At 35.5% G+C, this 23770-nt stretch carries 24 protein-coding genes and 1 rRNA gene; 18 read left to right on the top strand and 7 right to left on the bottom strand.

What is annotated here, in order from left to right; genetic code table 11:
* The first annotated feature begins 75 nt into the window (after positions 1-75).
* The 5 genes from ffh to JNL75_06240 all read left to right on the top strand — a co-directional run bounded on the left by ffh (position 76) and on the right by JNL75_06240 (position 5932).
* On the top strand, positions 76-1380 hold the full coding sequence (ffh, locus tag JNL75_06260; GenBank protein MBL7789422.1) for a signal recognition particle protein: 1305 nt from the start codon (positions 76-78) through the stop codon (positions 1378-1380).
* Positions 1381-1582: 202 nt separating this feature from the next.
* Positions 1583-2824 (top strand): 2-oxo acid dehydrogenase subunit E2, encoded by a 1242-nt coding sequence (locus tag JNL75_06255; GenBank protein MBL7789421.1) that lies wholly within the window; start codon positions 1583-1585, stop codon positions 2822-2824.
* 111 nt (positions 2825-2935) lie between these two features.
* The gene (locus JNL75_06250) at positions 2936-4381 is read left to right on the top strand and encodes an LptF/LptG family permease (GenBank protein ID MBL7789420.1); all 1446 of its coding nucleotides are present in this window, start codon (positions 2936-2938) and stop codon (positions 4379-4381) included.
* Between the two features lie 40 nt (positions 4382-4421).
* Entirely contained in the window at positions 4422-4967 is a 546-nt protein-coding gene (locus tag JNL75_06245; GenBank protein MBL7789419.1) for a phosphatase PAP2 family protein, read from the top strand.
* Complete coding sequence (locus JNL75_06240; GenBank protein ID MBL7789418.1) at positions 4964-5932, top strand: polyprenyl synthetase family protein; 969 nt, start codon at positions 4964-4966, stop codon at positions 5930-5932. Before JNL75_06245 ends, JNL75_06240 begins: the two co-directional genes overlap by 4 nt.
* Positions 5933-5964: 32 nt before the next feature.
* On the opposite strand, the gene JNL75_06235 is transcribed toward JNL75_06240, so the two are convergent.
* Positions 5965-6447, bottom strand: coding sequence for a hypothetical protein (locus JNL75_06235; protein ID MBL7789417.1), 483 nt, complete (start codon positions 6445-6447; stop codon positions 5965-5967).
* Between the two features lie 105 nt (positions 6448-6552).
* On the opposite strand from JNL75_06235, the gene JNL75_06230 reads away from it, so the two are divergent.
* Together JNL75_06230 and JNL75_06225 are read left to right on the top strand one after the other, a co-directional pair.
* Positions 6553-7389, top strand: a complete 837-nt coding sequence (locus tag JNL75_06230) for a hypothetical protein (protein MBL7789416.1) — start codon at positions 6553-6555, stop codon at positions 7387-7389.
* Between the two features lie 274 nt (positions 7390-7663).
* A complete protein-coding gene (locus tag JNL75_06225) occupies positions 7664-9100 on the top strand; it encodes a hypothetical protein (GenBank protein ID MBL7789415.1) in 1437 nt (478 codons plus the stop codon).
* On the opposite strand, the gene JNL75_06220 is transcribed toward JNL75_06225, so the two are convergent.
* Positions 9075-9878 (bottom strand): hypothetical protein, encoded by an 804-nt coding sequence (locus JNL75_06220; protein MBL7789414.1) that lies wholly within the window; start codon positions 9876-9878, stop codon positions 9075-9077. The two genes, JNL75_06225 and JNL75_06220, sit on opposite strands and share 26 nt — an antisense overlap.
* A 174-nt stretch (positions 9879-10052) precedes the next feature.
* Here JNL75_06220 and JNL75_06215 point away from each other — a divergent pair, with 174 nt between their 5' ends.
* Positions 10053-11975 (top strand): AAA family ATPase, encoded by a 1923-nt coding sequence (locus tag JNL75_06215; GenBank protein ID MBL7789413.1) that lies wholly within the window; start codon positions 10053-10055, stop codon positions 11973-11975.
* A 98-nt stretch (positions 11976-12073) separates the two neighbouring features.
* Here the strand turns inward: JNL75_06215 and JNL75_06210 are convergent, their stop codons facing one another.
* A complete protein-coding gene (locus tag JNL75_06210) occupies positions 12074-12931 on the bottom strand; it encodes a pantoate--beta-alanine ligase (GenBank protein MBL7789412.1) in 858 nt (285 codons plus the stop codon).
* A gap of 302 nt (positions 12932-13233) precedes the next feature.
* Between JNL75_06210 and recA the strand changes: the two genes are divergently transcribed.
* A complete protein-coding gene (recA, locus tag JNL75_06205) occupies positions 13234-14280 on the top strand; it encodes a recombinase RecA (GenBank protein MBL7789411.1) in 1047 nt (348 codons plus the stop codon).
* 10 nt (positions 14281-14290) lie between these two features.
* Positions 14291-15544 carry a hypothetical protein gene (locus JNL75_06200; GenBank protein MBL7789410.1) on the top strand — a complete coding sequence of 418 codons (1254 nt, stop codon included), beginning with the start codon at positions 14291-14293 and terminating at the stop codon, positions 15542-15544.
* Positions 15545-15549: 5 nt separating this feature from the next.
* Here JNL75_06200 and JNL75_06195 read toward each other — a convergent pair whose 3' ends face one another.
* From JNL75_06195 to JNL75_06185, 3 genes are all read right to left on the bottom strand, one after another.
* Positions 15550-16437: a YihY/virulence factor BrkB family protein gene (locus tag JNL75_06195; protein ID MBL7789409.1), complete on the bottom strand. Its 888-nt coding sequence runs from the start codon at positions 16435-16437 to the stop codon at positions 15550-15552.
* 5 nt (positions 16438-16442) lie between these two features.
* Positions 16443-16736 (bottom strand): T9SS type A sorting domain-containing protein, encoded by a 294-nt coding sequence (locus JNL75_06190; GenBank protein MBL7789408.1) that lies wholly within the window; start codon positions 16734-16736, stop codon positions 16443-16445.
* Positions 16737-16816: 80 nt separating this feature from the next.
* Positions 16817-17119: a DUF2752 domain-containing protein gene (locus tag JNL75_06185; protein ID MBL7789407.1), complete on the bottom strand. Its 303-nt coding sequence runs from the start codon at positions 17117-17119 to the stop codon at positions 16817-16819.
* 328 nt (positions 17120-17447) lie between these two features.
* On the opposite strand from JNL75_06185, the gene JNL75_06180 reads away from it, so the two are divergent.
* From JNL75_06180 to nuoF, 8 genes are all read left to right on the top strand, one after another.
* Positions 17448-17804 carry an NADH-quinone oxidoreductase subunit A gene (locus JNL75_06180; protein ID MBL7789406.1) on the top strand — a complete coding sequence of 119 codons (357 nt, stop codon included), beginning with the start codon at positions 17448-17450 and terminating at the stop codon, positions 17802-17804.
* Positions 17805-17838: 34 nt separating this feature from the next.
* Positions 17839-18387, top strand: a complete 549-nt coding sequence (locus JNL75_06175) for an NADH-quinone oxidoreductase subunit B (GenBank protein ID MBL7789405.1) — start codon at positions 17839-17841, stop codon at positions 18385-18387.
* 4 nt (positions 18388-18391) lie between these two features.
* Positions 18392-18892, top strand: a complete 501-nt coding sequence (locus tag JNL75_06170) for an NADH-quinone oxidoreductase subunit C (GenBank protein ID MBL7789404.1) — start codon at positions 18392-18394, stop codon at positions 18890-18892.
* A gap of 71 nt (positions 18893-18963) precedes the next feature.
* On the top strand, positions 18964-20166 hold the full coding sequence (locus JNL75_06165) for an NADH-quinone oxidoreductase subunit D (protein ID MBL7789403.1): 1203 nt from the start codon (positions 18964-18966) through the stop codon (positions 20164-20166).
* A gap of 5 nt (positions 20167-20171) precedes the next feature.
* Positions 20172-20504, top strand: coding sequence for a hypothetical protein (locus tag JNL75_06160; protein MBL7789402.1), 333 nt, complete (start codon positions 20172-20174; stop codon positions 20502-20504).
* 7 nt (positions 20505-20511) lie between these two features.
* On the top strand, positions 20512-21024 hold the full coding sequence (locus tag JNL75_06155) for an NAD(P)H-dependent oxidoreductase subunit E (protein ID MBL7789401.1): 513 nt from the start codon (positions 20512-20514) through the stop codon (positions 21022-21024).
* Position 21025: 1 nt separating this feature from the next.
* Positions 21026-21862, top strand: coding sequence for a DUF4349 domain-containing protein (locus JNL75_06150; protein MBL7789400.1), 837 nt, complete (start codon positions 21026-21028; stop codon positions 21860-21862).
* Between the two features lie 5 nt (positions 21863-21867).
* Entirely contained in the window at positions 21868-23232 is a 1365-nt protein-coding gene (gene nuoF / locus JNL75_06145) for an NADH-quinone oxidoreductase subunit NuoF (GenBank protein ID MBL7789399.1), read from the top strand.
* Positions 23233-23626: 394 nt separating this feature from the next.
* Here nuoF and rrf read toward each other — a convergent pair.
* Positions 23627-23739: ribosomal RNA gene (gene rrf / locus JNL75_06140) — 5S ribosomal RNA — on the bottom strand.
* Between the last annotated feature and the right edge of the window lie 31 nt (positions 23740-23770).

Raw genomic sequence — 23770 nt, 5'->3', positions numbered from 1 at the left:
GTCCTTTTTTTGATTTTTTCAATCATTATCAGATATTTTCTTTTAAATTTGTAGCTTATACCGTTAGGATATAGGATGTTTGAAAAGTTACAGGAAAGTATAGAAGCCTCGCTCAAAACGCTGAAAGGGCAGGGTAAAATAACCGATATAAATGTGGCAGCTACTGCCAAGGAGGTTCGTCGTGCATTAGTTGATGCCGATGTGAGTTATAAAGTAGCAAAAGATTTTACTGACAAAGTAAAAGATGAGGCCATAGGAAAAGGAATTTTGACTTCTGTTTCTCCTAGTCAAATGTTCATTAAAATCATGAATGACGCCCTCACCGAATTGATGGGTGGCAGTCAACAAGATATCAATATTACAGGTACTCCGCCGATCATTTTAATAGCTGGTTTACAGGGTTCTGGTAAGACGACTTTTACACACAAACTCGCATTCTACCTTAAAAATAAGAAAAAATTTAAGCCTCTTATGGTGGCAGCTGACGTCTATAGACCAGCAGCTATGGAACAATTGAAGGCACTAGGTGAGAAGATTAGTGTGCCGGTATATGTAGAAATGGAGAATAAAAACCCACTACAGATAGCTGAAAATGCTATCAAATATGCCAAGGAAAATAATTGCAACCTGATTATAGTCGATACAGCAGGTAGATTGGCGGTGGATGAGGCTATGATGAGGGAAATATCTCAATTGAAAAATGAACTAAAACCTTCGGAGACCTTATTCGTAGTAGATTCCATGACAGGGCAAGATGCGGTGAATACTGCTAAGGCATTTAACGATACCATAAACTTTGATGGCGTGGTACTTACAAAAATGGATGGCGATACCCGAGGTGGTGCAGCCTTATCTATTCGCTACGTCGTGGATAAACCTATCAAATTCATATCACAAGGAGAAAAAGAAGATTCGCTCGATATATTTCACCCAGATAGGATGGCGAATAGAATCCTCGGCATGGGTGATATTGTATCGCTCGTGGAGAAAGCTCAAGAGGTTTATGACGAGAAAAAAGCAAGGGAGTTATCCAAGAAAATAGCTAAAAGCCAGTTTGATTTCGATGATTTCCTAGACCAATTGGGGCAAATACGAAAGATGGGTAATATGAAAGATTTGATGAAGATGATACCTGGTGTAGGTAATGCTATGAAAGATATTGATGTGGACGAAAAACAATTTGTAAAAATTGAGGCCATTATTCAATCTATGACTCCGAAAGAGAGGGCAAATCCAGATATATTGGATATGAAACGAAAAATGCGTATCGCTAAAGGTAGCGGAAATAGTATTGAAAAGGTCAATGCATTTATCAAACAATTCGAGCAAATGAAGAAGATGATGAAGCAAATGCAAAATTTCACCCCAGGAAGAAGGTAATTGATTGGATGACGTGATGATATGGAGATGTGATGATGTAATAATTTGAAAAAAAGATTGAAATGATGATTTGTGAATGAGAAGATACGAGGTTGATATGATTTATTTAATTTCAATTATTCTAACTGTTATCTATTCACCGACGACTGACCATTAAATAAACTGATAACTGAACAAACTTTTAACTGAATAAACTAAATATATGGCAGAAAGATTAAATTTACCAAGAATGAGCGACACTATGGAAGAAGGTGTCATAGCGAATATGCTCATTAAAGTAGGCGATGTCATCAAAGCTGGTACAGTAGTAGCAGAGGTAGAGACTGATAAAGCTACTATGGATTTTGAAAGTTTCCAATCTGGTGAGGTACTTTATGTTGCAGCAAAATCTGGCGATTCTGTGCCTGTCAATGGATTATTGGCCATATTAGGTAAAAAAGGTGAAGATTTTCAATCCTTGCTAAGTGATACTGCACCTACTACTCCTCCGGCTAAAGAAGAGTCCAAGGTAGAAGCGGGGGCTTCTGTTGTTCAAACAATCTCTTCTGCTCCGACTGCCGAACCAGTAAGCTCTGCGGACCAACGCATCAAGGCTAGTCCATTGGCTAAAAGTATAGCCAAAGAGAAAGGAATAGATCTTACTAACCTAGTGGGAACTGGCGAAGATGGAAGAATAGTGAAAAAAGATGTTGAGACCTATCAAGGTGGCTCTAGTTCGGCAAATAGTAGCGGAAATATATTGAAAAATCTACCTATAGGTCAGGAGTCATTTGAGGAAATTCCACTTTCACAAATGCGCAAAGTCATAGCTAAGAGATTGGCCGAATCTATGTACACTGCCCCGCATTTCTACCTGACAATAGAGGTCAATATGGACAATGCTAAGTTGGCTCGTGAACAAATGAATGCTATATCTCCTGTGAAAATTTCATTTAACGATATGGTCATTAAGGCTTGTGCCTTAGCATTGAAAAAACATCCTTATGTAAATGCTTCCTGGCTAGGAGATAAAATTAGAATCAATCATCATGTCAATATTGGTATGGCTGTGGCTGTGCCTGATGGGTTGGTAGTACCTGTAATCCGAAGTGCCGATATGCTCAGTCTGAGCCAACTAGCAGCTAGTAGTAAATCCTTTGCCGAAAAAGCTAAAAACAAACAAATACTTCCCGACGATATGAAAGGAAATACTTTTTCTATTTCTAATCTAGGTATGATGGGCATCGAGGAATTTACAGCTATAATCAATCCACCCGATGCATGTATATTGGCTGTAGGCGCTATGAAAGATATCGCTGGTGTGAAAAATGGTCAAATAGTACCGACTTCTGTCATGAAAATGACGCTCAGCTGTGACCATCGTGTCGTAGATGGAGCTGTAGGTTCTGCTTTCCTAGCTGATGTGAAGAAGTATTTGGAGAGTCCTGTAAGTATGTTAGTGTAGGGTATATCCATCACATGATATAAAAGCACTTTATTATCAGGTGAGAACATTACAAAATTAAAATCTTGTTATCTTAGTTCCTTTGCGTTTTTGTAGCAAAACCAACCGATCTTGAAAAAGCTCCTCGATTTCTTTACTTTTAAAAAACTAGATTGGTATGTGGTCAAGCAGTACGTTGGGCCTTTTATTATTACCTTTCTATTAGCATGGTTTGTCCTTATCATGCAATTTCTGTGGGTATATATCGATGATCTTATTGGTAAAGGTATAGACAACGAAAACTTATTTAAGTTTATATGGTACACCTCGTCTACCCTAATCCCTAGCGCCCTGCCTTTAGCTATACTATTGAGTAGTATTATGACCATGGGAAAGTTTGGTGAAAATTCCGAGCTTACCTCCGCCAAGGCAAGTGGAATTTCTTTATTTCGCTTTTTTAAAAGCACCATTATATTCTCTATTTTTGTTTCACTCTTTGCCTTTTATTATTCTAATTATATTTTCACTAAAACCAAGGCTGTAGCGATCACTATGTTGAGCGATATTCGAAATTTAAAGCCTACCTTACTTATTAAACCTAAGCAGTTTTATAATGGTATCAGCGGTATGAGTATATTGGTTGATGGAAAGGATGAAAAAACTGGCACATTATATGGACTCAAGATTTATGACCATACTAAGGGGACTGGCAATCAAAGTCTATTAATTGCTCGATCCGCTCGTATGTTGCAAAGTGATGATGGCAAGGTACTCATTTTTCGGATGGATACCGGGGTTATGTATAAAGAGGTCGCCAGTAATTCTTACGATGACGTTAAATATCCGCACTATGAATGGAGATTTTCAAACTATGACAAACGATTTGATCTAACTCAGTTTAAGTTAGCGGAAAATATGAGCAAAAATCCAGATGATGCCAGGTTTTCCATGAATATGACTCAGCTCAATACCAATATGGATTCATTTAAAAAAGAAATGAAAACCATGAATGCCAAATTTGATTCACAGTTTTTAAAATTGAATCCCAGTTTTGTCATTCTTTCCAAGCCAACTTTCCTTGTTAAATTGAGTGATAGTATAGCCAAGCTAATACCAGAAGATACTAGTAGATTTAAAACCATTACCAGCAATAGACTCCGAAGTATAAAGAACCATCTATTTACATACAATTCAGACTTCGGATATATTCGTAGCAATAACCAGCTACTCAAGGTGGAATGGCATAGAAAATTTACTCTGGCCATATCTTGTCTTGTACTATTTTTTGTAGGAGCACCATTAGGAGCTATTATAAAGAAAGGAGGAATTGGCCTACCTATGTTTATCTCTATTATTTTGTTTATCACCTACTACATGTTAACAAAAATTGCGGGAGAATTGGCCCAACAAGAGAAAGTAACTCCGTTCTTAGGCATGTGGTTTAGTACTATTTTATTTCTTCCTTTAGGTATTTTTCTAACATATAAAGCTATGAATGATAGCCAGTTGATGAATATTGAAGGCTTTGCTAACTGGGTAACAGAGAAATTTTCTAAGAAATATGTTAACCCAAAATAGAAGATTTTTTCTAGTTCTCGTTGCGCTATATGCTATAATTATGCAGAGCTTTATTCTACTTACCAACAAAGGATGGGAAATACTTTACTTCTGTTATAATAGGAAAACTTTTTTGACGGAATTCTTTAAAACAGCTACATATCTAGGAGAATGGGTTGGTCTAGCAGGAATTGCCTTATACCTATTGCTGAAAAATAGAAGAGCTCTACTAAGTGCTTTAATGGCCTTCATCCCAATAGATTTATTTTTAGTTTATCTTAAGAAAACTCTAGACTTTCCTAGACCCCTCTTGTATTTTAAGCAAGGAGAAATAAATCCAATTCCGGATTTTCAGCCTTTATATAACCATAGTATGCCATCAGGACATACCTTTACAGCATTTTTTTGTATGTCATTTCTTATTTTCTTTTTTAATCTCAATCGGTCCTTTCAGGTACTTTTTTTCACAATAGCCATAATGGTAGGAATATCAAGAATGTATCTTATGTGTCATTTTAAAGAAGATGTATTTATTGGTAGTATTTTAGGTATCATTGCAGGAATTTTATCCGTTATAATTTACGAAAAAGGGTTGAAAAAGGTATGAATTTCGAGCAAATTAATGAGCTGATTCAGGAAGATTTAAATTCCTTAAATACCATGATGAAGTCGGAGTTAAAGAGTGAAATTCCGCTTTTAAATCTAATTACAGATTACCTATTAAAAATGAAAGGCAAACAGATAAGACCCATCTTGGTTTTTCTGTCAGCAAAGATTCAAGCACCGACTAATCACTCAACCATATTATCCGCTGTTATGATAGAACTCCTTCATACGGCTACCTTGGTTCACGATGATGTAGTAGATGAGGCTGAAACTCGGAGAGGATTTCTATCTATAAATGCAAAATGGAAAAACAAAGCAGCAGTCTTACTTGGTGATTATATGCTTTCTAGAGGCTTACTACTAGCATTAGATAATGGTGAATATAATCTGCTACAAATAATATCGAGTGCGGTAAAGGAAATGAGCGAAGGGGAGCTATTACAAATAGAGAAGGCTATGAAACTAGATATAACGGAAGATGTATATTATAATATTATATCCAAGAAAACCGCTTCTTTAATTAAAACAGCTTGCCTTGTAGGTAGTCATTCTGTGAGCACGGATAATGAAAAGAATCGCTTACTAGGTGAAATTGGATACAACATAGGAATGGCATTTCAGATAAAAGATGACTTGCTCGATTTAGGAAAAGATGAAATAGGAAAGCCATTGGCTATAGATATAAAGGATCAGAAAATGACTTTACCACTTATACATACCTTACAAAAATCAAGCTGGTGGATAAAAACAAAACTAATGACCGCAATACGTTTTAAGCGTAAAAATCCAGACACCATTCAAAAAATAATATCTACTATAGAGAATAACGGTGGGTTGATATATGCAGAAAAACGCATGAATGAGTATGCTGACAAGGCAAAAGAATTATTACTAAACTTTGATGACAATATCTATCGAAAAGCTTTTGAAGCTTTAATAGACTTCACTGTGCAACGAAGAAAATAGTTAGCTATAGGTTTCTCAAGTTTTTTTTTCATTTAGATTGAGCCACTAACTTTTTTTTGGCCCATTCCTAATGATTTATAAATAATTTTAAGCAATAACATTACTGCTACCCCTGGTGTTCCATAGTTGCTAATAACGAGTAGATTTCTCAAATACATGAACAAGTTATACATCTGTTCATATTTGAGAAAAACTGGTGTAGCCTGATCAGGCATAATGTCTCGCAGCTCCATATTCTCAGCGAGTGCCACTATTTTTTGACCTTCAGACCAAATGACAAATCCTACAAAAAACAAACCACAAGCAAAAGCTACCCGCCAATATGGGTTTTTAAACAAAACTACTGCATCATAGAATACAAACCACCTTGCAAATTGCATTAAAAGGGTAAATGATATCAACCCTAATGGTAAAAAACGATATGGAATAACGTTATGAATCGGGAACCATATAAGCCAAGCGATTAAAATGGTTACTGACCATATCACTATTTCTCTTAAAATCTGTTTTATCATGAGACAAAATTAGAATAGATTTTCAAATTAGTTCCAATCATTTCATCAAAATCTAGTACTTTTCGCATTATAAACTAAACCCACATTTTTAAATATTTATACTTTATGTTTTTATTAGCAGAAAGTGGAAGTTCTAAAACGCAATGGCGGCTTATATCAGGTGAAAAAATCAAAGCAGCTGAAACCAAAGGAATTAATCCATTCTTTGTCACAGAAGAATTTGTCATAAATGAATTGAAAAATTCAGAACTAGCCAATTTTCAAAATGATATTACTCGTATCGTGTTTTATGGTGCTGGGTGCTCACATGAGGGGCGCAATAATTTCCTGAAAGGAATCTTTAAATCTTATTTTAAAAATGCGAATGATATTTTAGTTGATCATGATTTACTAGCTTCGTGCATAGCCCTTTTCGGAAAAGGCGATGGTATAGCTTGCATCATAGGCACTGGGTCCAATAGTTGCGTTTATGAAAATGGAGAAATCACCCATAATGTGCCAGCACTAGGCTATGTTATGGGAGACGAGGCATCGGGCGCATATATAGGCAAGGAAATTCTTAAGAATTATATCTATAAAACTCTCCCTAAAGAAATCCATGATTATATCTTGGAAAAATACGAAATAGACAAAGAAGATATATTTGACGCTGTCTATAAAAAAGACCTGCCGAATCGATTCCTAGCTAGCTTTGCTCCTATTGCCAGCCATTTTAAAACTCACCCATTTATTCAGGAAATTATTCTCCGAGGATTTGATGAATTTATACGTTACCATATAATCTGCTATCCAGAATCTAAAAAATTACCCATAAGTTTTGTCGGTTCAATAGCTTTAGTTTTCAAGGAGGAACTGACATTAGCCATGCAAAAATATGATTTAAATATTACGAATGTAGATGCCAATCCTATCGATGCCTTGATTCAGTATTACACAAAATAAAGAGGTCATTTCAACTACCCCCTTATGGTAAAGAAATGACCCCTTAATAATGGATATAGATTGCCTATATCGTAAAAAATAAATAAAGGCGTGCACCATGCTAAACCCCAAAAGTACACGCCAAACAGCTCTTGAGGAAATAGAAACTGTCATCGAGTACAAAAATGAGGAGAATAGATATTTATTTTATGACATTTGAACGACAAAAGTCATAAAATTACAGTTGAAAAATGCACTCATGTAATTAACTTACAAACACTTAAGTCGATTTAAAATGAAAATTTTTGAATTACTAAATAGTCTAACTCCTGAAGATAAAAAAGCACTCAAAAGGACTTTTTTTTCTGTCAATAAACAACTGTCTTTATTATGGGAGGAAATACATTCAATAAGTGAGAGCGAATTTCAAGAAAACAAAGGGAAGCTCTTTAGAAAAGTATTAGGCAAACCTATGAATGAAAGTTCTGAAAAGCAATTAAAAAATCTCTTAACAGAGTTGTTTCATTTGGTTAGAGGCTATATAGGTGATTTATGGCTGCAAGGAACTGAAAACGTAGAACTCAATAAATGCATCAACTATCTTAATACTCTAGGGTTAAGACAAGCAAATGATCTATTCGAAAAAGAATGGAATTATTATTTTAATCAGTTTAGCTCTAGTTTATATTATTTCGGCCTAAGCAAATTATACTTTGTAAAATATAGTCAAACAATTCGGAATCCTAAAATGTATCAAGAAGCTATAGAATGTCTGAAAACATCTTACAAGTATAATCAAATGGCTTATTTAGAAGAATCAGCGAATCTGAGTTATACTGCATTAAATTTTAACTACTTCAAAGAAATTTATGGAATCGATGAGGTTTTATCTATGCAAACGTTTGAGCTACTAAAAGAAGAAACCATATCGAGTTTTAGCAATCCTATAGATAAAGCTATTCAACTCATTGAAGAAAAAAAACCGCAAGTAAAATGGGGTATAGTTCTAGAAATATTCACCCTTCTTATAAATGAAAAATCGAAATATCGTCCTTCCATCAAGTTTAAGCTAGGGCAAAGTATTTTTAATTACGCCATCATGTTAATATATGAGGAAGAATTAGATAAAGCAGAAGAAATATTTCTATTCATTGAGAAAAATGAACTCATAAAACATGCAGTAGCAAACGAAACTGTCTTTTATTTCAACTATTCTTCCTTGTTGCTCAAAAAAGGACAATTTGAAAAAGCCCTCGCATATCAACAGCGCGTCATGGGTAATATGGAACATGTACCTATGGCTAAGAAAACTCAATTTTTGATTCGTGAGAAATATCTTCAAATACTAAATAACCAATACGATGACATATACACGACTTTATCAGAACTACAACCCCACCTTTTTAAAGAAGACCAAATGCTATATGTAAGGGCACTAATCATTATATACTTAATAGATACAAATGATTTAGAGTCAGCTTATAGAGAATGCGAAAATTCAAAGCGAATGCAACATTTCAATTCAGAATTAGCAAAAGATGAGTCCGATATAATAAACTTTATTTGTAAACTTCTATCTTTTCAGCTCAAAGAGAAGATTAGTAAGGTAAAGTTTAACAAAATACATAGAGATATTTTAGAAAGCCGCGTCTGGACCAAATCAAGCAATCTTTTAAAAATTTGGTTAGAAAAATATTTAGCTAAACTCAATGCAAAGATGCCTGATAATTAGTATCATTTGAATGTAGAGGTCTTTTATAGACAGAATCCCAAGAAAATCTTGTTTCCTTTTTAAAGATTTTATCTACAAGAGGCATCAAAATCCCTGCAATGGCTAAAGCAAAAAACGACGCATAGGTAACCATAAACAAAGAGCTCAAGACAAATGTGCATAATACAATTGTAAATACCCATAATAATCTGCCTATTCTGCTATTAGGGCTTGAGAGGGGATCCGCTAAGAGTATAAGTGCGTAGATGACAAACCACAAATCTTTCCAATCTACATTATTTATAACGATGTCAAATAATGAAAAAATAAAGGTTAAGATATAATGTATGACAAAGTAAAACAATAGAATATCGACTTTTTTAACATTGCTTCTATAGAGAATGAGAAGAATTCCTAAGACTACGACCACCAATAAAAAAACGTCTAATCGGAGCGTGGTAATAAATGCCTGCTTAGTGAATAACATCATAAAAACTAATCCAAAATTCGCTGGATTGAAGAGGTGTTTCCCTTCATACTGAAAAATATATTTCGAGGATACTGCAAAAAAGGAAAGCATTCCACAAATAAAAATAAATTCTGTGCGTATGAGTAATCCAAGCAACATGGTGGTTATTATGGTACTAATAGAAGCATTCACAGGAATTTTAAAAGCCAAGCAAAAGAGAGTCTGAGTAAGCAACCCAAATAAAAAAATAGCTAATAATTTATTATAATCAAACTGCCAGCCTAATATCTGTGATCCATAGATATAGACAAACATTAATAGTAAAATCATTAACAAACGATTATCTAATCGCATAATTATTATAAAATATCTACAAAAATAGTCAGAAGAACCTTTCTCAAAAATAAATAAATGTTATTCTTTCGTTGTAACTACTTTCCATTCTCTAAAACAACTGAATAAAAGAATCCATTTTGATGTAAAGAATATATTTTTACCTCAAGTATGAGCCAGAGAATAGAGAGACTAGAAAAGCTAAATAAGGCTTTAGATATAGAATTTCAGCACGAGAAAATCATTTATGAAGAAACCTTAAGAAAACTATCTATCAAAGAATTAGTCGAGAAAGGACTCGCATGGTATCCTCTCAAAATCAATGAAACAGGATTTACTGTAGGAGAATACCCGTATCTCACCCTAGAAATAGCTGAAGATAAATTGGTGTCCCACCAGTTTAAAAGTGGCTCCATGATACGTTTTTTCCAAAATAACGATGGCAATATTCACACTCACTCTGTGCGCGGCAATGTCTATTATATCTCAAGTAACCAGATTAAAATCATATTAGAAGAAGATGATTTCCCAGACTGGTACCAAGATGGTAAAATAGGTATCGCATCAGATTTTGATGAAAAATCATTTAAAGAAATGCGTTTGGCACTAGCTGAAGTCGAGAAAGCAGGAGATTCCACGACATTAGCGCAGTTGAGAGATAAATTTTATAGACTGCGAGCGACTTCACCTATACAAGCTACACCATTTACACCTCGTAATTCTTCCCTCAACGCAAGCCAAATCCATGCCATTGAGCATATTTTGGGAATGGAAGATTTTCTCATCATTCATGGACCACCAGGCACTGGAAAAACAACGACACTCATTGAAGCTATCTACCAACTCAGCAAAAAAGAAAGCCAAATTCTCGTTTGTTCGCCTAGTAATAGTGCGACCGATTTGTTAGTGGAGAAATTATCTTCTATTGGTCTAAAAACACTACGGATAGGAAATATTTCTCGTGTCAATGAAGCGGTATTATCTCAAACATTAGATGCTAAAATCGATTCATCTCCTGAAATTTTAGAAATTAAAAAACTGCGAAAAAAAGCTGATGAATTTCGAAAGATGGCGAATAAGTATAGACGCCAATTCGGACCAGAGGAAAGGGAGCAACGAAAATTGCTATTACAAGAAGTGAAAGAAATCCATAAACACATTCGATGGATTGAAGATTATCTTGTCAAAAAAATCTTAGAAGAATCACAAGTAATCTGTACTACCTTAGTCGGCAGTCAGCAGAACTATCTCAAGGATATGAAATTTCATACAGTAGTTATAGATGAAGTCTCTCAAGCCCTTGAACCTGCCACGTGGATTCCTATTTTAAAGTCGGCAAAGGTCATCCTCGCAGGAGACCCATTTCAGCTGCCCCCTACTATTAAGAGCCATGAAGCAGAAAAACAAGGACTATCTACAACCCTTATGGACATAGGATTTCACGTGAAGAATAGAGTATTTCTTCTCGACACACAGTATCGGATGAAAGAAGAAATCATGGGATTTAGCAATCTCGTATTTTATGAAAACAAACTGAAAGCCGCACCCAATACAAGAGTACATTATTTTCAGATTCGTGAGATGCTCTACCCCACCCTACAATTTATAGATACGGCTGGCTGTGGCTTCGATGAAAAAAAACAAGACAACTCGGATAGCCTTTTCAATCCTGAAGAATGTAAATTATTATTTGACTATCTAAGCAAGCTTCTCCTCGAACTCAAATACCAATACGATCACTTGAGCATAGGTGTCATAGCACCCTACCGAGGTCAGGTGGAGTATATGAAAAACTTTGACCGGGAATTTTCCCAACTCAAACTAAACTACAATATCGATATCTCCACAATAGACTCTTTCCAAGGACAGGAGCGCGATATCATCTGCATCAGTCTCGTACGCTCGAATGACGAAGGGAGTATAGGATTTCTCAAAGACTACCGACGTATCAATGTAGCACTTACCCGTGCAAAAAAAATGCTAATCGTCTTTGGCGATAGTGCTACCCTCTCTCAAGATGATTTCTACAATCAATGGCTGGACTACTGCCATTCCCATAATGCTTATAAAAGTGCATGGGAGTTTATGGAGTAGTAATTTCCTATCTCAACTATTTTTGCACAGAAATCAATACTTGAAAGAGACAAGACCTCGCTTACATATTTGCAAGAAGTCCTTATTGTGGAACTCCGCTAGGAGATAAAACTCATATTATCTATTAATCTCACCCCTTCTAACCACCCTGCAAAGAGAACAATATAATTGATGTCATCTTCCCATTTGATCATATTCACTTCGGATAAATCATGGGCATTTCGTAGCACAAGGTATTCGATGTCCCAGAATTCTTGGGCTAAGTATTCCATAGCTGCACTATCTAAAACCTCGAGTGGGCTCTTTGTATTTTTATTCTCAATGATAGAACGAAGCGCAAGATAAATGTCTCCAGCACGCATTTTTCCCTCTTCTGATAGTCGCATGTTTCGACTACTCATAGCCAAGCCATTGGCTTCACGTAGAGTAGGACAACCTATGATATTTATGGGCATTTTTCTATCTCTCACTAGTTTTTCTATGACTTTTACTTGTTGAAAATCTTTCAAGCCCATAAATACCTTATCGGGAGACACCGATAGAAAGAGTTTTTCCACAATTGTGGCTACTCCTTGATAATGCCCTGGTCGTTTAGCACCTTCAAGAATCGTGTCAAGATAACCAATGTCAAAAGGTAGGACTTCTAATATCGAATTTTGGTACATTTCCTCAATATCAGGCAGAAACAAAATATCGCAGCCAGAATTTTCAAGCATGTAGCTATCGACCTCTTGCATGCGCGGATATTTATCATAATCATTCTGATTATTAAACTGAGTAGGATTGACAAAAATACTAGCTACCGTTATATCACACTCCATTTTGGATCGTAGAATGAGGGATAAATGACCTTCATGAAGCGCACCCATAGTCGGCACAAAGCCGATAATTTTACTATTTCTTTTTATTTCTTGGATATGGTGTTGAATATCTTCAACTTTATGGAATACTTGCACGTAATAGGGTTAATTTATCTCAAATTAAAATCGATATCATTCTGTGAGAAAGCTGCTCATGGTTTGTTATTACAATACGATGTCTTCGACATTTTTCTATCAAAACGTGACTAACTTCATAAAGCATTCACTCATTATCTGATCATTTTCCACTTTAATTCATTTAAGCGCCACTTTTTGTCACTTCACTTTTTTACATTTGCATCGTTGATTTTAGCAAAAATATTAATTTACTTCCAATAGAAATTGATTAATTTTGTCAGACTCAGTAAAGCAATTCATAAAATTAAAAACAACTATTTATGTCAGATTTAACACAAAAGCTAAAAGCATTAGAAAGCACGATAGGTGTACTGGAGAAGTCTTATGGAAAAGGAACCATAATGCGTCTGGGTGATGCAAAAGTGATATCCGTCGATACCGTGCCATCTGGGTCAATTGGTCTAGACTTATCTCTAGGTATAGGAGGATATCCAAAGGGACGTATCGTAGAGATCTATGGACCAGAATCATCAGGTAAGACGACATTGGCTATACATGCTATAGCCGAAGCACAGCGCAAAGGAGGTATTTGTGCCATAATTGATGCCGAGCATGCATTTGATAGAACCTATGCCGAGGCTTTAGGTGTAGATACAAATAATTTATTTATATCACAGCCAGATAATGGTGAACAGGCATTAGAAATAGCAGACCATTTAATACGAAGTGGAGCTATTGATGTCTGTGTTATTGACTCTGTAGCAGCATTAGTGCCGAAAAGTGAGCTAGAAGGAGAGATGGGTGATAGTAAAATGGGGCTTCATGCGCGTTTGATGTCCCAGGCTCTGAGAAAGCTAACTGGTTCTATCAATAGAACGAATAGCTGCTGCATTTTTATCAATCAATTAAGAGAAAAAATCGGAGTTATGTTTGGTAATCCTGAGACCACTACTGGAGGTAATGCTTTGAAATATTATGCCTCTGTGAGATTAGATATACGAAGAATTGCCCAAATAAAAGATAAAGAGGGAGAGATTATTGGGAATAGAACCAAGGTCAAAGTCGTGAAAAATAAGGTAGCCCCTCCGTTCAAAGTGTGTGAATTTGATATCATGTATGGAGTAGGTATTTCGAAAGTAGGTGAAATTGTTGACTTCGGTACAGAACTCGATATCCTAGAAAAAAGCGGTTCATGGTATAGCTATGAAGGCACGAAAATAGGGCAAGGAAGAGATGCCGTGCTGCAGTTTTTAGCGGATAATCCAGAGGTAGCCAAAGAAATTGAAAATAAGATAAAGCTAAAAGTAGGAGGTTCCTCACCTATCGTAGAAGAGCAGACAGAATCGAAGACCGAAAAGTCAAAGTAGGAATACTTTCATGTTTATTAAATTTAAACTAGAGGATTGGCAAAAACATTTTTTTGTTTTTGCCAGTTTGTTTTTTCTAGTCATACTTTTTATAGTCCCTGAAAGATGCCACTATGATGATAGAGTATGCTGGCTTAGGTGGATAAGTTATATCAAAACTTCTGGACTACTGAATGTCTACAATACGGATACAGAATACTTGCCTGCCTTTCAGTATTTATTGTATCTTTATTCTCAATGGAAGGATAGTATTGATGAGTTGACACTAAATATTAAATACTTCAAACTCGTTATTTTCCTTTTCCACCTTGGATCCAGCTATATGGTCTTTCATTTTTTGCGTAAATTTTCTCCGCTAGTTAATAGTTATTATGGCATATTTTATCTTTTGAATATTGCTGTTTTACATAATACTTTAGTTTGGGGACAGGTAGATGAAATCATTTCTTTCTTTATGGTTATGAGTTTATATTTTCTATTGAAAGAAAATACACGCATGGGGTTGATATCATTTTTATTAGCGCTTAATTTTAAATATCAGGCTATTGTTTTTACTCCAGCTATTCTATTCCTATTGGTACCAATATACTGGCATGGAGATCGAAAATCTATTCTTTCTGATTTCATATATTTGGTAATTATCCAAACTATTATCTTCTTACCTTACATACTCCATGGTAAATTGGGCGATATCTGGAGAGTTATAGCTACCTTGGTCGATAGCCAACCTTATATCTCGGCTAACGCTTATAATATATGGTTCGCATTTATAGGAGGAGAGGCCAGATGGATGAAGGATTCTGAGATTTTGTATGGATTTAGCTATAAGACTTGGGGACTGGCACTCTTTTTTATTTTTAGCTTTCTTTCATTATGGCCACTATTTGTTTGGAGTCTTAAAAGAATTTTAGGTAAAACAAGTAATACTATAAATCATGATCTAGCTATTCTTAGCTGGGGTATTTTACCGCTTATTTTTTTCTTTTTCTGCACTCAAATGCACGAACGTTATGCACATGCTGCCATCATCTTTTTAGTTATCTATTCCATTAGGTCTAGTAAATGGCATATCGGTTTATTGGCGAGTTTAGCCTATCTATTGAATGTGGAGGATGTTTTAAAGAGTTTATCTTTTCAAAACTATAATGTACTTTTATTAAGAAGTAAGTTTATAGCATTGTTGTTTTTCATTGTCATTCTGTCTTGTTTATATGAGATATACAAAATAGCAGTTGCGGAAAAACTTTTGAAAGTTAAAAACTAATATTTTTACTTTTTTCGCCGTTTAGACTTTAGCATATTTATGCCTCTATTCATTTCATATCCAATAAGTATAGCGAGTGCGTTCCAGTATAGCCATATAAGCATAAAAATTAAGACTCCTAGGGATCCATAGATTTTATTGTAGTTGCCAAAATTTTTGATGTAGTAAGAAAATAAAACCGATACCAACACAATCATAGTCGTAGCAACAATAGAACCAGGAGTAAACACTTTAAATCTCTCTGGTCGCACGATAGGTCCTAGATAATATAATATGGAAATTACAAGAAAATTTAAAGTGATACTTATACTATATCGTAACAAATCTATTAACAATACTAAAACATGTCCATCATAACTGAAAAAGTCAAATAGTTTTTGCATGATGAATTTACCTAATACAAGCAAAACAATAGTCAAAACGAATAAAACAAGAACGACAATTGTAATAACAATAGATAATAGTTGATTTTTTATAAACAATTTGCCCGAGCGAATTTCAAAATGCACATTGAAAGATTGCATCATAGTTACTACTCCGTTTTTCATGAAGAAAATTATCAATAAAAAACCAATCGATAGAATACCGCCTTTGGGTCCATTCATTACCTCATGTATAATAGGTTTAAATAACTCGATCATCTGCTGGTTCGGAGACATTTTATTGAGATACCCCAATATATTTTCTGTGAGTTCTCTACTCTTTGGTAAATAGGAAAGTAAGCTAAATAAAAAAACAATCGAAGGGAAAATAGCAAGGAAAAAGCTATATGCAATGGCTTTGGCACGCAATATCATTATAGGAGAACGAATCTCTCTAATAACTAGACCTAAGACCTTATGAATAGGAACTCTCTCAAATCCTGGAAGAGTCAATCGCTTAAAAACCGACATGAAATTTAGTTCTTCTGAACTCTTTTTACAATGTCACCTTTGTCTGAATAAGCTTTGATAAAATAATAACCGCTTGGCAAATCTGAGAAGTCCAATTCTCCTTGTCCATCGCGCTCCATTACTTTATTGCCTAATAAATTATAGACTTCTACTTTCCTAAGTTCAATTTCGCATTGAACTCTGGCCTTTTTGACAATAGGCTGCGGATAAATACTAAGACTATTGATACCGTCCTTGTCCGCAAGGGTAAAGGATACCAATGTAAAAGTTAAACCAAGAAATATTAAAAGCCTTTTCATCGTCATAATCAAACTTGAAGCAAATATAGTGAAAAAAAATGACAATTCAAGATTTCAAACAATTTTTAGTTGGCTTTTCGCTAGAATTTAACAATTTGTCTTAATTTTAGTACAAAAAAACGGATATATAAAAATATAAGAGTAGGTAGTACCACAAAACTTGCTTTATGAAACAACCAAGCTCCTTGAAAATCAAAATGGATCATTCGCATGCATGCACGTGTCATACCGCACCCTGGGCAATTGACCCCTGTGACAAGAGTAAATAAACATAGCGTTGGTCCATTATCAAAGAAATCCTTTGGCAAAAAGAGCAGAACCAAAGGTAGTATTGTCATACCTACTAGTATCGCTATATTCTTGAAAATAAATTTGTTAGTCAATATTGTTTGAGATTTTAAAACAAAGATAACGAAATAGGAAAAAGGAATTTAGCTTCTCACCATTTAAATCTTGTTAAACTCAAAATAAACATTAGAAGCCACAGCGTGGCGAACTATATGATTAAGTTGTCCCGAAAAGCCTTCTGGACGATTTAGAATATGTTTCAATCCCGTACGTACGAGATTGAAATACAAATTCTTAATCGATTCTGCATTTTTATAATGCGGAATTTGGATTAAGGCTTCATAATTGCAGTAAAATTAAAGTCAGAAATATCGTTTTAGTTTCTTGAGAATTACTAGATTTGCGGATACAATAATTAATTGAATGAATTCTTATATTCCTATACTTCTCGCTAGCATCGTTTCTATTGGGTTTGTTGTTTTGACCCTAGTTGGCACACATTTTTTAGGTCCTAAGCGACATTCAAAAGCTAAGAACGAAGCGTTTGAATGTGGAATAGAAAGCCAAGGAGATGCCCGATTTCCCATTTCTGTAAAATATTTTTTAGTTGCTATCCTTTTTGTCTTATTCGATGTAGAAGTAGTATTCTTTTACCCATACGCAGTTAACTTTCTTGATATGGGCTGGCAAGGCTTTTATGCTGTTCTCATTTTTGTGGCTTTCTTTCTCTGTGGCTTTTACTATGTAATAAAGAAAGGAGTTTTGGATTGGAATAAATAGAAGTGTTAAAGTAAGTTTTATTGAAATATAAAATATGAATCAGTTAGATAAAATTAAAACAGAACAAATCGAGTCCTACCAAGGTGAAGGATTTATGCTTACAAAATTTAGCGAAGCTATTGGTTTAGCTAGAGCTAATTCGCTTTGGCCGCTGCCTTTTGCTACATCATGCTGTGGCATTGAGTTTATGAGTACTATGGGTCCGAATTATGATTTAGCACGTTTTGGGTCAGAACGATTAAGTTTCTCGCCTCGTCAAGCGGATATGCTTATGGTTATGGGTACTATCGCTAAAAAAATGGCACCAATACTTCGTAAGGTATATGAACAAATGGCAGAACCACGTTGGGTTATTGCAGTGGGTGCTTGTGCCAGTAGCGGTGGTATTTTTGACACATATTCTGTGCTGCAGGGTATCGATAGAGTCATACCTGTGGATGTCTATGTCCCAGGCTGCCCTCCTCGTCCAGAGCAAATCATAGAAGGAGTTATGAAGATTCAGGAATTATCAAAATCGGAATCTATTAGACGAAGAAATATGCCTGAGTATAAAAAATTACTAGATACTTATAATATTGATTAGAAATATGCCAACGAACGAGGAAGTATTGAATGAACTTCAGTCCAAATTTGGAAATAAAGTTTTAAAATCAGAAATAGACTATGATACCTTGATTGTCGAGGTCAATCGCGAAGCTGCATATGATGTATTGCAATATTTAAAAAATGAATCAGCAACAAAGCTTGATATTTTAACGACTATGTGTGGCTTGCATTTTCCAGAAAAGAAAGACGCAGAGCTAGGAGTCATGTATCAAGTGAAAAACTTAGTCTCGGGCTATAGTCTTCGTGTGAAAGCATATTTTCCGATTTCAAATCCTAAGATAAAATCGGTTACAAGTCTATTCCCATCTGCCAACTGGCAAGAGCGGCAAGAATATGATTTCTTCGGAATAGAATTTGAGGGTCATCCTAATCTTAAACGCATTCTAAATGTTGACGATATGGACTATTTCCCAATGAGAAAGGAATATAAGTTGGAAGATGCGACAAGAGATGATAAAGAAGATAAGTATTTCGGTAGATAGTTTTTTGATTAACCGAATCTTATAACTAAGTTTAGAATAATTGAAATATTTAAAGAAAAATAAAGATAAGCATGGCGAATTCTAATTTTGAAATGTATGATAATTTTGATGGTGAAATAGCTACCCTCAATCTAGGTCCTACTCACCCTGCTACTCATGGTATATTTCAAAATGTGCTTAAGGTAGATGGCGAACGTATTCTGAGCTCCGAAGCTACCGTGGGATATATCCATAGAGCATTTGAAAAAATAGCGGAGCATAGAGCCTATTATCAAATTACAACCTTGACGGATAGGCTAAATTATTGCTCATCGCCTATCAATAACATAGGTTATACGATGGCTGTAGAAAAATTAGCCAAGATCAAAGTACCCAAAAAGGTGGATTACATGCGAATCATCCTCATGGAAATGGCACGTATAGCAGATCATATAATTTGTGATTCTGTAATAGGTGTAGATACAGGAGCCTTGACAGGATTTACCTATATCTGGCAGTGGAGAGAGAAAATTTACGATATGTATGAAGAGGTGGCAGGTGCTCGCTTGACTACCAATATGGGGCGAATTGGAGGATTTGACAGAGATTTTTCTCCACGTTTTCATCAATTAATCAAAGATTTTATTAAAGATTTTCCTGCAGCTTTTGAAGAGTTTAATTCTCTACTAGAGCGCAATAGGATCTTTATGGATAGATGTATTGGTGCAGGACCTATTTCTCCAGAAATGGCTCTAGCTTATGGATTTACAGGTCCCAATCTGCGTGCTACAGGTGTCGATTATGACGTGCGTGTAGCTCACCCATATTCTAGTTATGATGATTTTAATTTTACGGTCCCCGTAGGAGTTAATGGTGATACTTATGATAGATTCACCGTACGTCAAGAAGAAATTCGTCAGAGTTTTCAATTGATGAAGAATGCATATGAAAATTTACCTGAAGGGAAATCTCATGCCGATGTGCCAGATTTTTTCTTACCTCCTAAGCAGGATGTATATTCCAAAATGGAACAATTGATTTATCAATTTAAAATAATTATGGGAGAAGTCCCTATGCCAAAGGGTGAAGTATACTTCCCGGTAGAAGGAGGAAATGGAGAGTTGGGATTCTATATTCAGAGCGATGGCGGACGTAGCCCTTATCGTTTACATTTCCGCAGACCTTGTTTTATATATTATCAGGCATATCCAGAAATGATTAAAGGGCAAGTATTGAGCGATGCTATTTTAACCATGAGTAGTCTAAATGTGATTGCGGGAGAACTTGATGCATAAAATATATGTCAGAATTAATCAGTATTCTTTTCTTACTCATAGGGCTCGGTCTTTCTTGGCTGATGCTTCCTTGGGTAGTAAAAGATACAGTCAGTTATTCTCGACCACTTATTGGTGTTTTATTTTTGCTCTTATGGAATAGTGAATATATGGCTGTAAGCATCATGGTTTTCGCAATTTTATATTACATCAAAGAATCAAATACTACGAGTAGTTTCACCCTAGAAATGACATTGCACCATCTTTTATATATCATGTTTTTCACGTTTTTATTGAGAAAGATAAAAGATGTAGGTATGCAGTATTTTATAGAATTAAATTTACAGAATATCAAATAGAAATAAAATGGTAAAAGTAACAGAAGCCCCAGAAAAGCCACAATTCAAAGCAGAAACCATGCAAGAGGTGCAGCGGATTATCGCTCAATATCCTGAAGGCAAACAAAAAAGTGCTTTACTAAGAGTATTACACATAGCTCAGGCAGAATTTGGCGGCTGGTTAAGTGTCAATACTCTGAATTATGTAGCAGAGGTATTGAGTCTAAAGCCAATAGAAGTATATGAAGTAGCAAGTTTCTATTCGATGTATAATCTAAAACCTGTTGGCAAATATATGCTAGAGTTTTGTCATACGGCTACGTGTGCTACTGCGGGTGTGGAGAGTTTGATTGACTATACTTGCAAAAAGCTAGGTATAAAATCTGGCGAGACTACTGCTGATGGAATGTTTACAATCAAAGAAGTAGAATGTCTCGGTGCTTGTGGATATGCCCCCATGCTACAGTTGGGTAAAAGTTATCGAGAGCATTTGACACCTGAGAAAATAGATGCCTTGATAGAAGAATTAAAAAGTAAATAGGATGAAGTGGATCTTTTATTTTTTGAGTTTAGTCTTGGTTTCTTGTAATGAAGCTAAGATGAGCCATGAATCAATAGGTGCATCCGATGCAGCAGTTAGTTCTCCAATGGCAGTAGAGGAATCAAAAGCAGCGATTGAACCAGTAAATGGCAATGCTGTCAATCTCAATACCTATGATAGAAAGATAATCAAAAATGCCTTGCTCACTTTTGAATCAGAAAAGCCAGAAGAAAACGTGAGATTGATTACACAATTGGTAACAAAAAATCAAGGATATCTTATATCTAACAATCAATCAAAACTTGATAATCTCACAGAATATCGAATAAGCTTTAAAGTTCCATTTCAAAAATTTGATGCTGTACTTATTGACTTAGAAAAAAATGGTGGTACACTCATAGATAAAAATGTATCGAGCCAAGATGTGACAGAAGAATTTATAGACAATGAATCGCAAGTAAAGGCTCAAAAAGAACTAGAGCAACGATATTTACAACTGGTCAAGCAGGCTAAGACGATTAAAGATATGCTAGAAATAGAAGCTAAACTGAGTGAAGTAAGAGCCAATATCGAACGTATCGAAGGTCGGCAGCGCTTTTTACAAAATAATACGCAATTTAGTCAGTTTGAGATAACCATTTTAGATAAGGATAGCCAACTGTCTAATAACTATTTTATGAAGTTGAAGAATTCGTTTAAAGATGGGTGGGATAATGTGTTTACATTGGTCTTATGGTTTATAGAATTATTGCCGTTTATTTTGGTAATTTTCGGAATATACTATCTTATCAAGAAGAAAAAAATCAGTTTGAATTTATTTAATAAGAAGAAAGATTAAGAAATATGTCACGCAAACTACTACTTAAAAACGCGCACATCTCAGGAATTGAGACTTATGAAGTCTATCGCAAGAATGGAGGCTATGCTTCTACAGAAAAGGCATTGAAGATGACCCCTGAAGAAATCGTCACCGAAGTACAAAAGTCTGGACTTCGCGGTCGTGGAGGAGCAGGCTTCCCTACGGGAATGAAATGGAGCTTTCTAGCCAAACCAGAAGGTGTACCTCGATATTTGGTTTGCAATGCTGATGAATCAGAACCTGGAACCTTCAAGGATCGGTTTATTATGGAGAAGCTGCCACATCTTTTGGTAGAAGGTATGATTAATTCTTGCTTTGCCTTAGGAGCGAATGTAGGTCATATCTTTATCCGTGGAGAATATATGTGGATAGTTGACATTTTAGAAAAAGCTATCGCCGAAGCTAAAAATGCAGGTTGGTTGGGTAAGAATATTCAGAAATCAGGATTTGATTGTGAGCTTTATGTTACGCCGGGTGCAGGTGCTTATATATGTGGCGAAGAAACTGCTTTGTTAGAGGCATTAGAAGGTAAGCGAGGTAATCCTCGCATGAAGCCACCATTTCCAGCGGTTAAAGGACTTTATCAGTGCCCTACTGTAGTCAATAATGTAGAAACAATAGCAGCGGTTGTTCCTATCATTGAAATGAGCGGAGAAGAATATGCTAAAATAGGTATTGGCAAGAGTACAGGAACTAAGCTAATTTCTGCATCTGGTAATATTAATAAACCTGGTATCTATGAAATAGAGCTAGGGATGAAGATGGAAGAATTTATCTATTCGGATGAGTGGCTAGGAGGAATCCCTAAAGGTAAGCGAATGAAGGCTTGTATTCCAGGTGGAAGTTCTATGCCTATTTTACCTGCCAATTTAGTTTGTAAAACCGCCACAGGCGAAGACCGATTATTTTCTTATGAAGGATTAAATGATGGTGGGTTTGAAACAGGAACTATGCTAGGCTCTGGTGGATTTATGCTCTATGATGAAGACCAGTGTATCGTGCGTAATACTTGGAATTTTTCTCGTTTCTATCACCATGAAAGCTGTGGACAATGTAGTCCATGCCGAGAAGGAACAGGCTGGCTAGAAAAAGTACTGCATAAAATAGAGTATGGTCATGGTACTATGTCAGATATAGATTTATTATGGGATATTCAAAAATCAATAGACGGGAATACCATATGCCCTCTAGGTGAAGCTGCCGCATGGCCTGTAGCTGCTGCACTCCGTCATTTTAGAGATGAATTTGAATGGCATGTGAAAAATCCACAGCTGTGTATAACCCAAAATTTTGGTATTCATACCTATGCCGATGTGAGACCTGTAGCGGTGGCACAGGCAGCAAACTAATTTAAATCCTAAACAAATATGGCGAAGATGAGTCATTCTCCTTAGGAATGATTCTTCTTCAAAAGAAATAAATTGATTTTATAACTCTCAACTAAAAATCAGTTTACACACTTTATTGAATACTACCGAAAATAAAATGTCAGCGACTTGTAGGGACTGAACCAATCGCTTCATAGAAATAAAAAAGCCCCGACATTTCTGTCAGGGCTTTTGAATTTGTGAAACCACAAAATAAATTGTGGCTACTGACGCCCCGATAACTATCGGGAGTTAGTATGCTGACAAGCGAAGCTTCGTCATCAGGCGACACATCTTCCAATTTACCTTTTTAGACATAAAAAAAAGCCCTGACATTTCTGTCAGGGCTTTTAAATTTGTGAAACCACAAAATAAAATGTGGCGGCGACTTACTCTCCCACCTTTTACGGCAGTACCATCAGCTTTATAGGGCTTAACTTCTCTGTTCGGAATGGGAAGAGGTGGAACCCCTACAATATAGCCACCTAGTCTTTAATTTTGAATTGATTAATTTCTAATT

This window comes from Chitinophagales bacterium (genome assembly GCA_016787225.1).
In the GTDB taxonomy this organism is placed as follows: domain Bacteria; phylum Bacteroidota; class Bacteroidia; order Chitinophagales; family JADJOU01; genus CHPMRC01.
Note: the sequence above shows the minus strand (reverse complement) of the source record. Positions and strands in the feature narration are given on the sequence as shown.

Excerpts from the sequence above, each read along its gene's own strand:
- ffh (MBL7789422.1), top strand. The coding sequence starts at position 76 with ATGTTTGAAAAGTTACAGGAAAGTATAGAAGCCTCGCTCAAAACGCTG.
- JNL75_06255 (MBL7789421.1), top strand. The coding sequence starts at position 1,583 with ATGGCAGAAAGATTAAATTTACCAAGAATGAGCGACACTATGGAAGAA.
- JNL75_06245 (MBL7789419.1), top strand. The coding sequence starts at position 4,422 with ATGCAGAGCTTTATTCTACTTACCAACAAAGGATGGGAAATACTTTAC.
- JNL75_06240 (MBL7789418.1), top strand. The coding sequence starts at position 4,964 with ATGAATTTCGAGCAAATTAATGAGCTGATTCAGGAAGATTTAAATTCC.
- JNL75_06235 (MBL7789417.1), bottom strand. The coding sequence starts at position 6,447 with ATGATAAAACAGATTTTAAGAGAAATAGTGATATGGTCAGTAACCATT.
- JNL75_06230 (MBL7789416.1), top strand. The coding sequence starts at position 6,553 with ATGTTTTTATTAGCAGAAAGTGGAAGTTCTAAAACGCAATGGCGGCTT.
- JNL75_06225 (MBL7789415.1), top strand. The coding sequence starts at position 7,664 with ATGAAAATTTTTGAATTACTAAATAGTCTAACTCCTGAAGATAAAAAA.
- JNL75_06220 (MBL7789414.1), bottom strand. The coding sequence starts at position 9,878 with ATGATTTTACTATTAATGTTTGTCTATATCTATGGATCACAGATATTA.
- JNL75_06215 (MBL7789413.1), top strand. The coding sequence starts at position 10,053 with ATGAGCCAGAGAATAGAGAGACTAGAAAAGCTAAATAAGGCTTTAGAT.
- recA (MBL7789411.1), top strand. The coding sequence starts at position 13,234 with ATGTCAGATTTAACACAAAAGCTAAAAGCATTAGAAAGCACGATAGGT.
- JNL75_06200 (MBL7789410.1), top strand. The coding sequence starts at position 14,291 with ATGTTTATTAAATTTAAACTAGAGGATTGGCAAAAACATTTTTTTGTT.
- JNL75_06195 (MBL7789409.1), bottom strand. The coding sequence starts at position 16,437 with ATGTCGGTTTTTAAGCGATTGACTCTTCCAGGATTTGAGAGAGTTCCT.
- JNL75_06190 (MBL7789408.1), bottom strand. The coding sequence starts at position 16,736 with ATGAAAAGGCTTTTAATATTTCTTGGTTTAACTTTTACATTGGTATCC.
- JNL75_06180 (MBL7789406.1), top strand. The coding sequence starts at position 17,448 with ATGAATTCTTATATTCCTATACTTCTCGCTAGCATCGTTTCTATTGGG.
- JNL75_06175 (MBL7789405.1), top strand. The coding sequence starts at position 17,839 with ATGAATCAGTTAGATAAAATTAAAACAGAACAAATCGAGTCCTACCAA.
- JNL75_06170 (MBL7789404.1), top strand. The coding sequence starts at position 18,392 with ATGCCAACGAACGAGGAAGTATTGAATGAACTTCAGTCCAAATTTGGA.
- JNL75_06165 (MBL7789403.1), top strand. The coding sequence starts at position 18,964 with ATGGCGAATTCTAATTTTGAAATGTATGATAATTTTGATGGTGAAATA.
- JNL75_06160 (MBL7789402.1), top strand. The coding sequence starts at position 20,172 with ATGTCAGAATTAATCAGTATTCTTTTCTTACTCATAGGGCTCGGTCTT.
- JNL75_06155 (MBL7789401.1), top strand. The coding sequence starts at position 20,512 with ATGGTAAAAGTAACAGAAGCCCCAGAAAAGCCACAATTCAAAGCAGAA.
- JNL75_06150 (MBL7789400.1), top strand. The coding sequence starts at position 21,026 with ATGAAGTGGATCTTTTATTTTTTGAGTTTAGTCTTGGTTTCTTGTAAT.
- nuoF (MBL7789399.1), top strand. The coding sequence starts at position 21,868 with ATGTCACGCAAACTACTACTTAAAAACGCGCACATCTCAGGAATTGAG.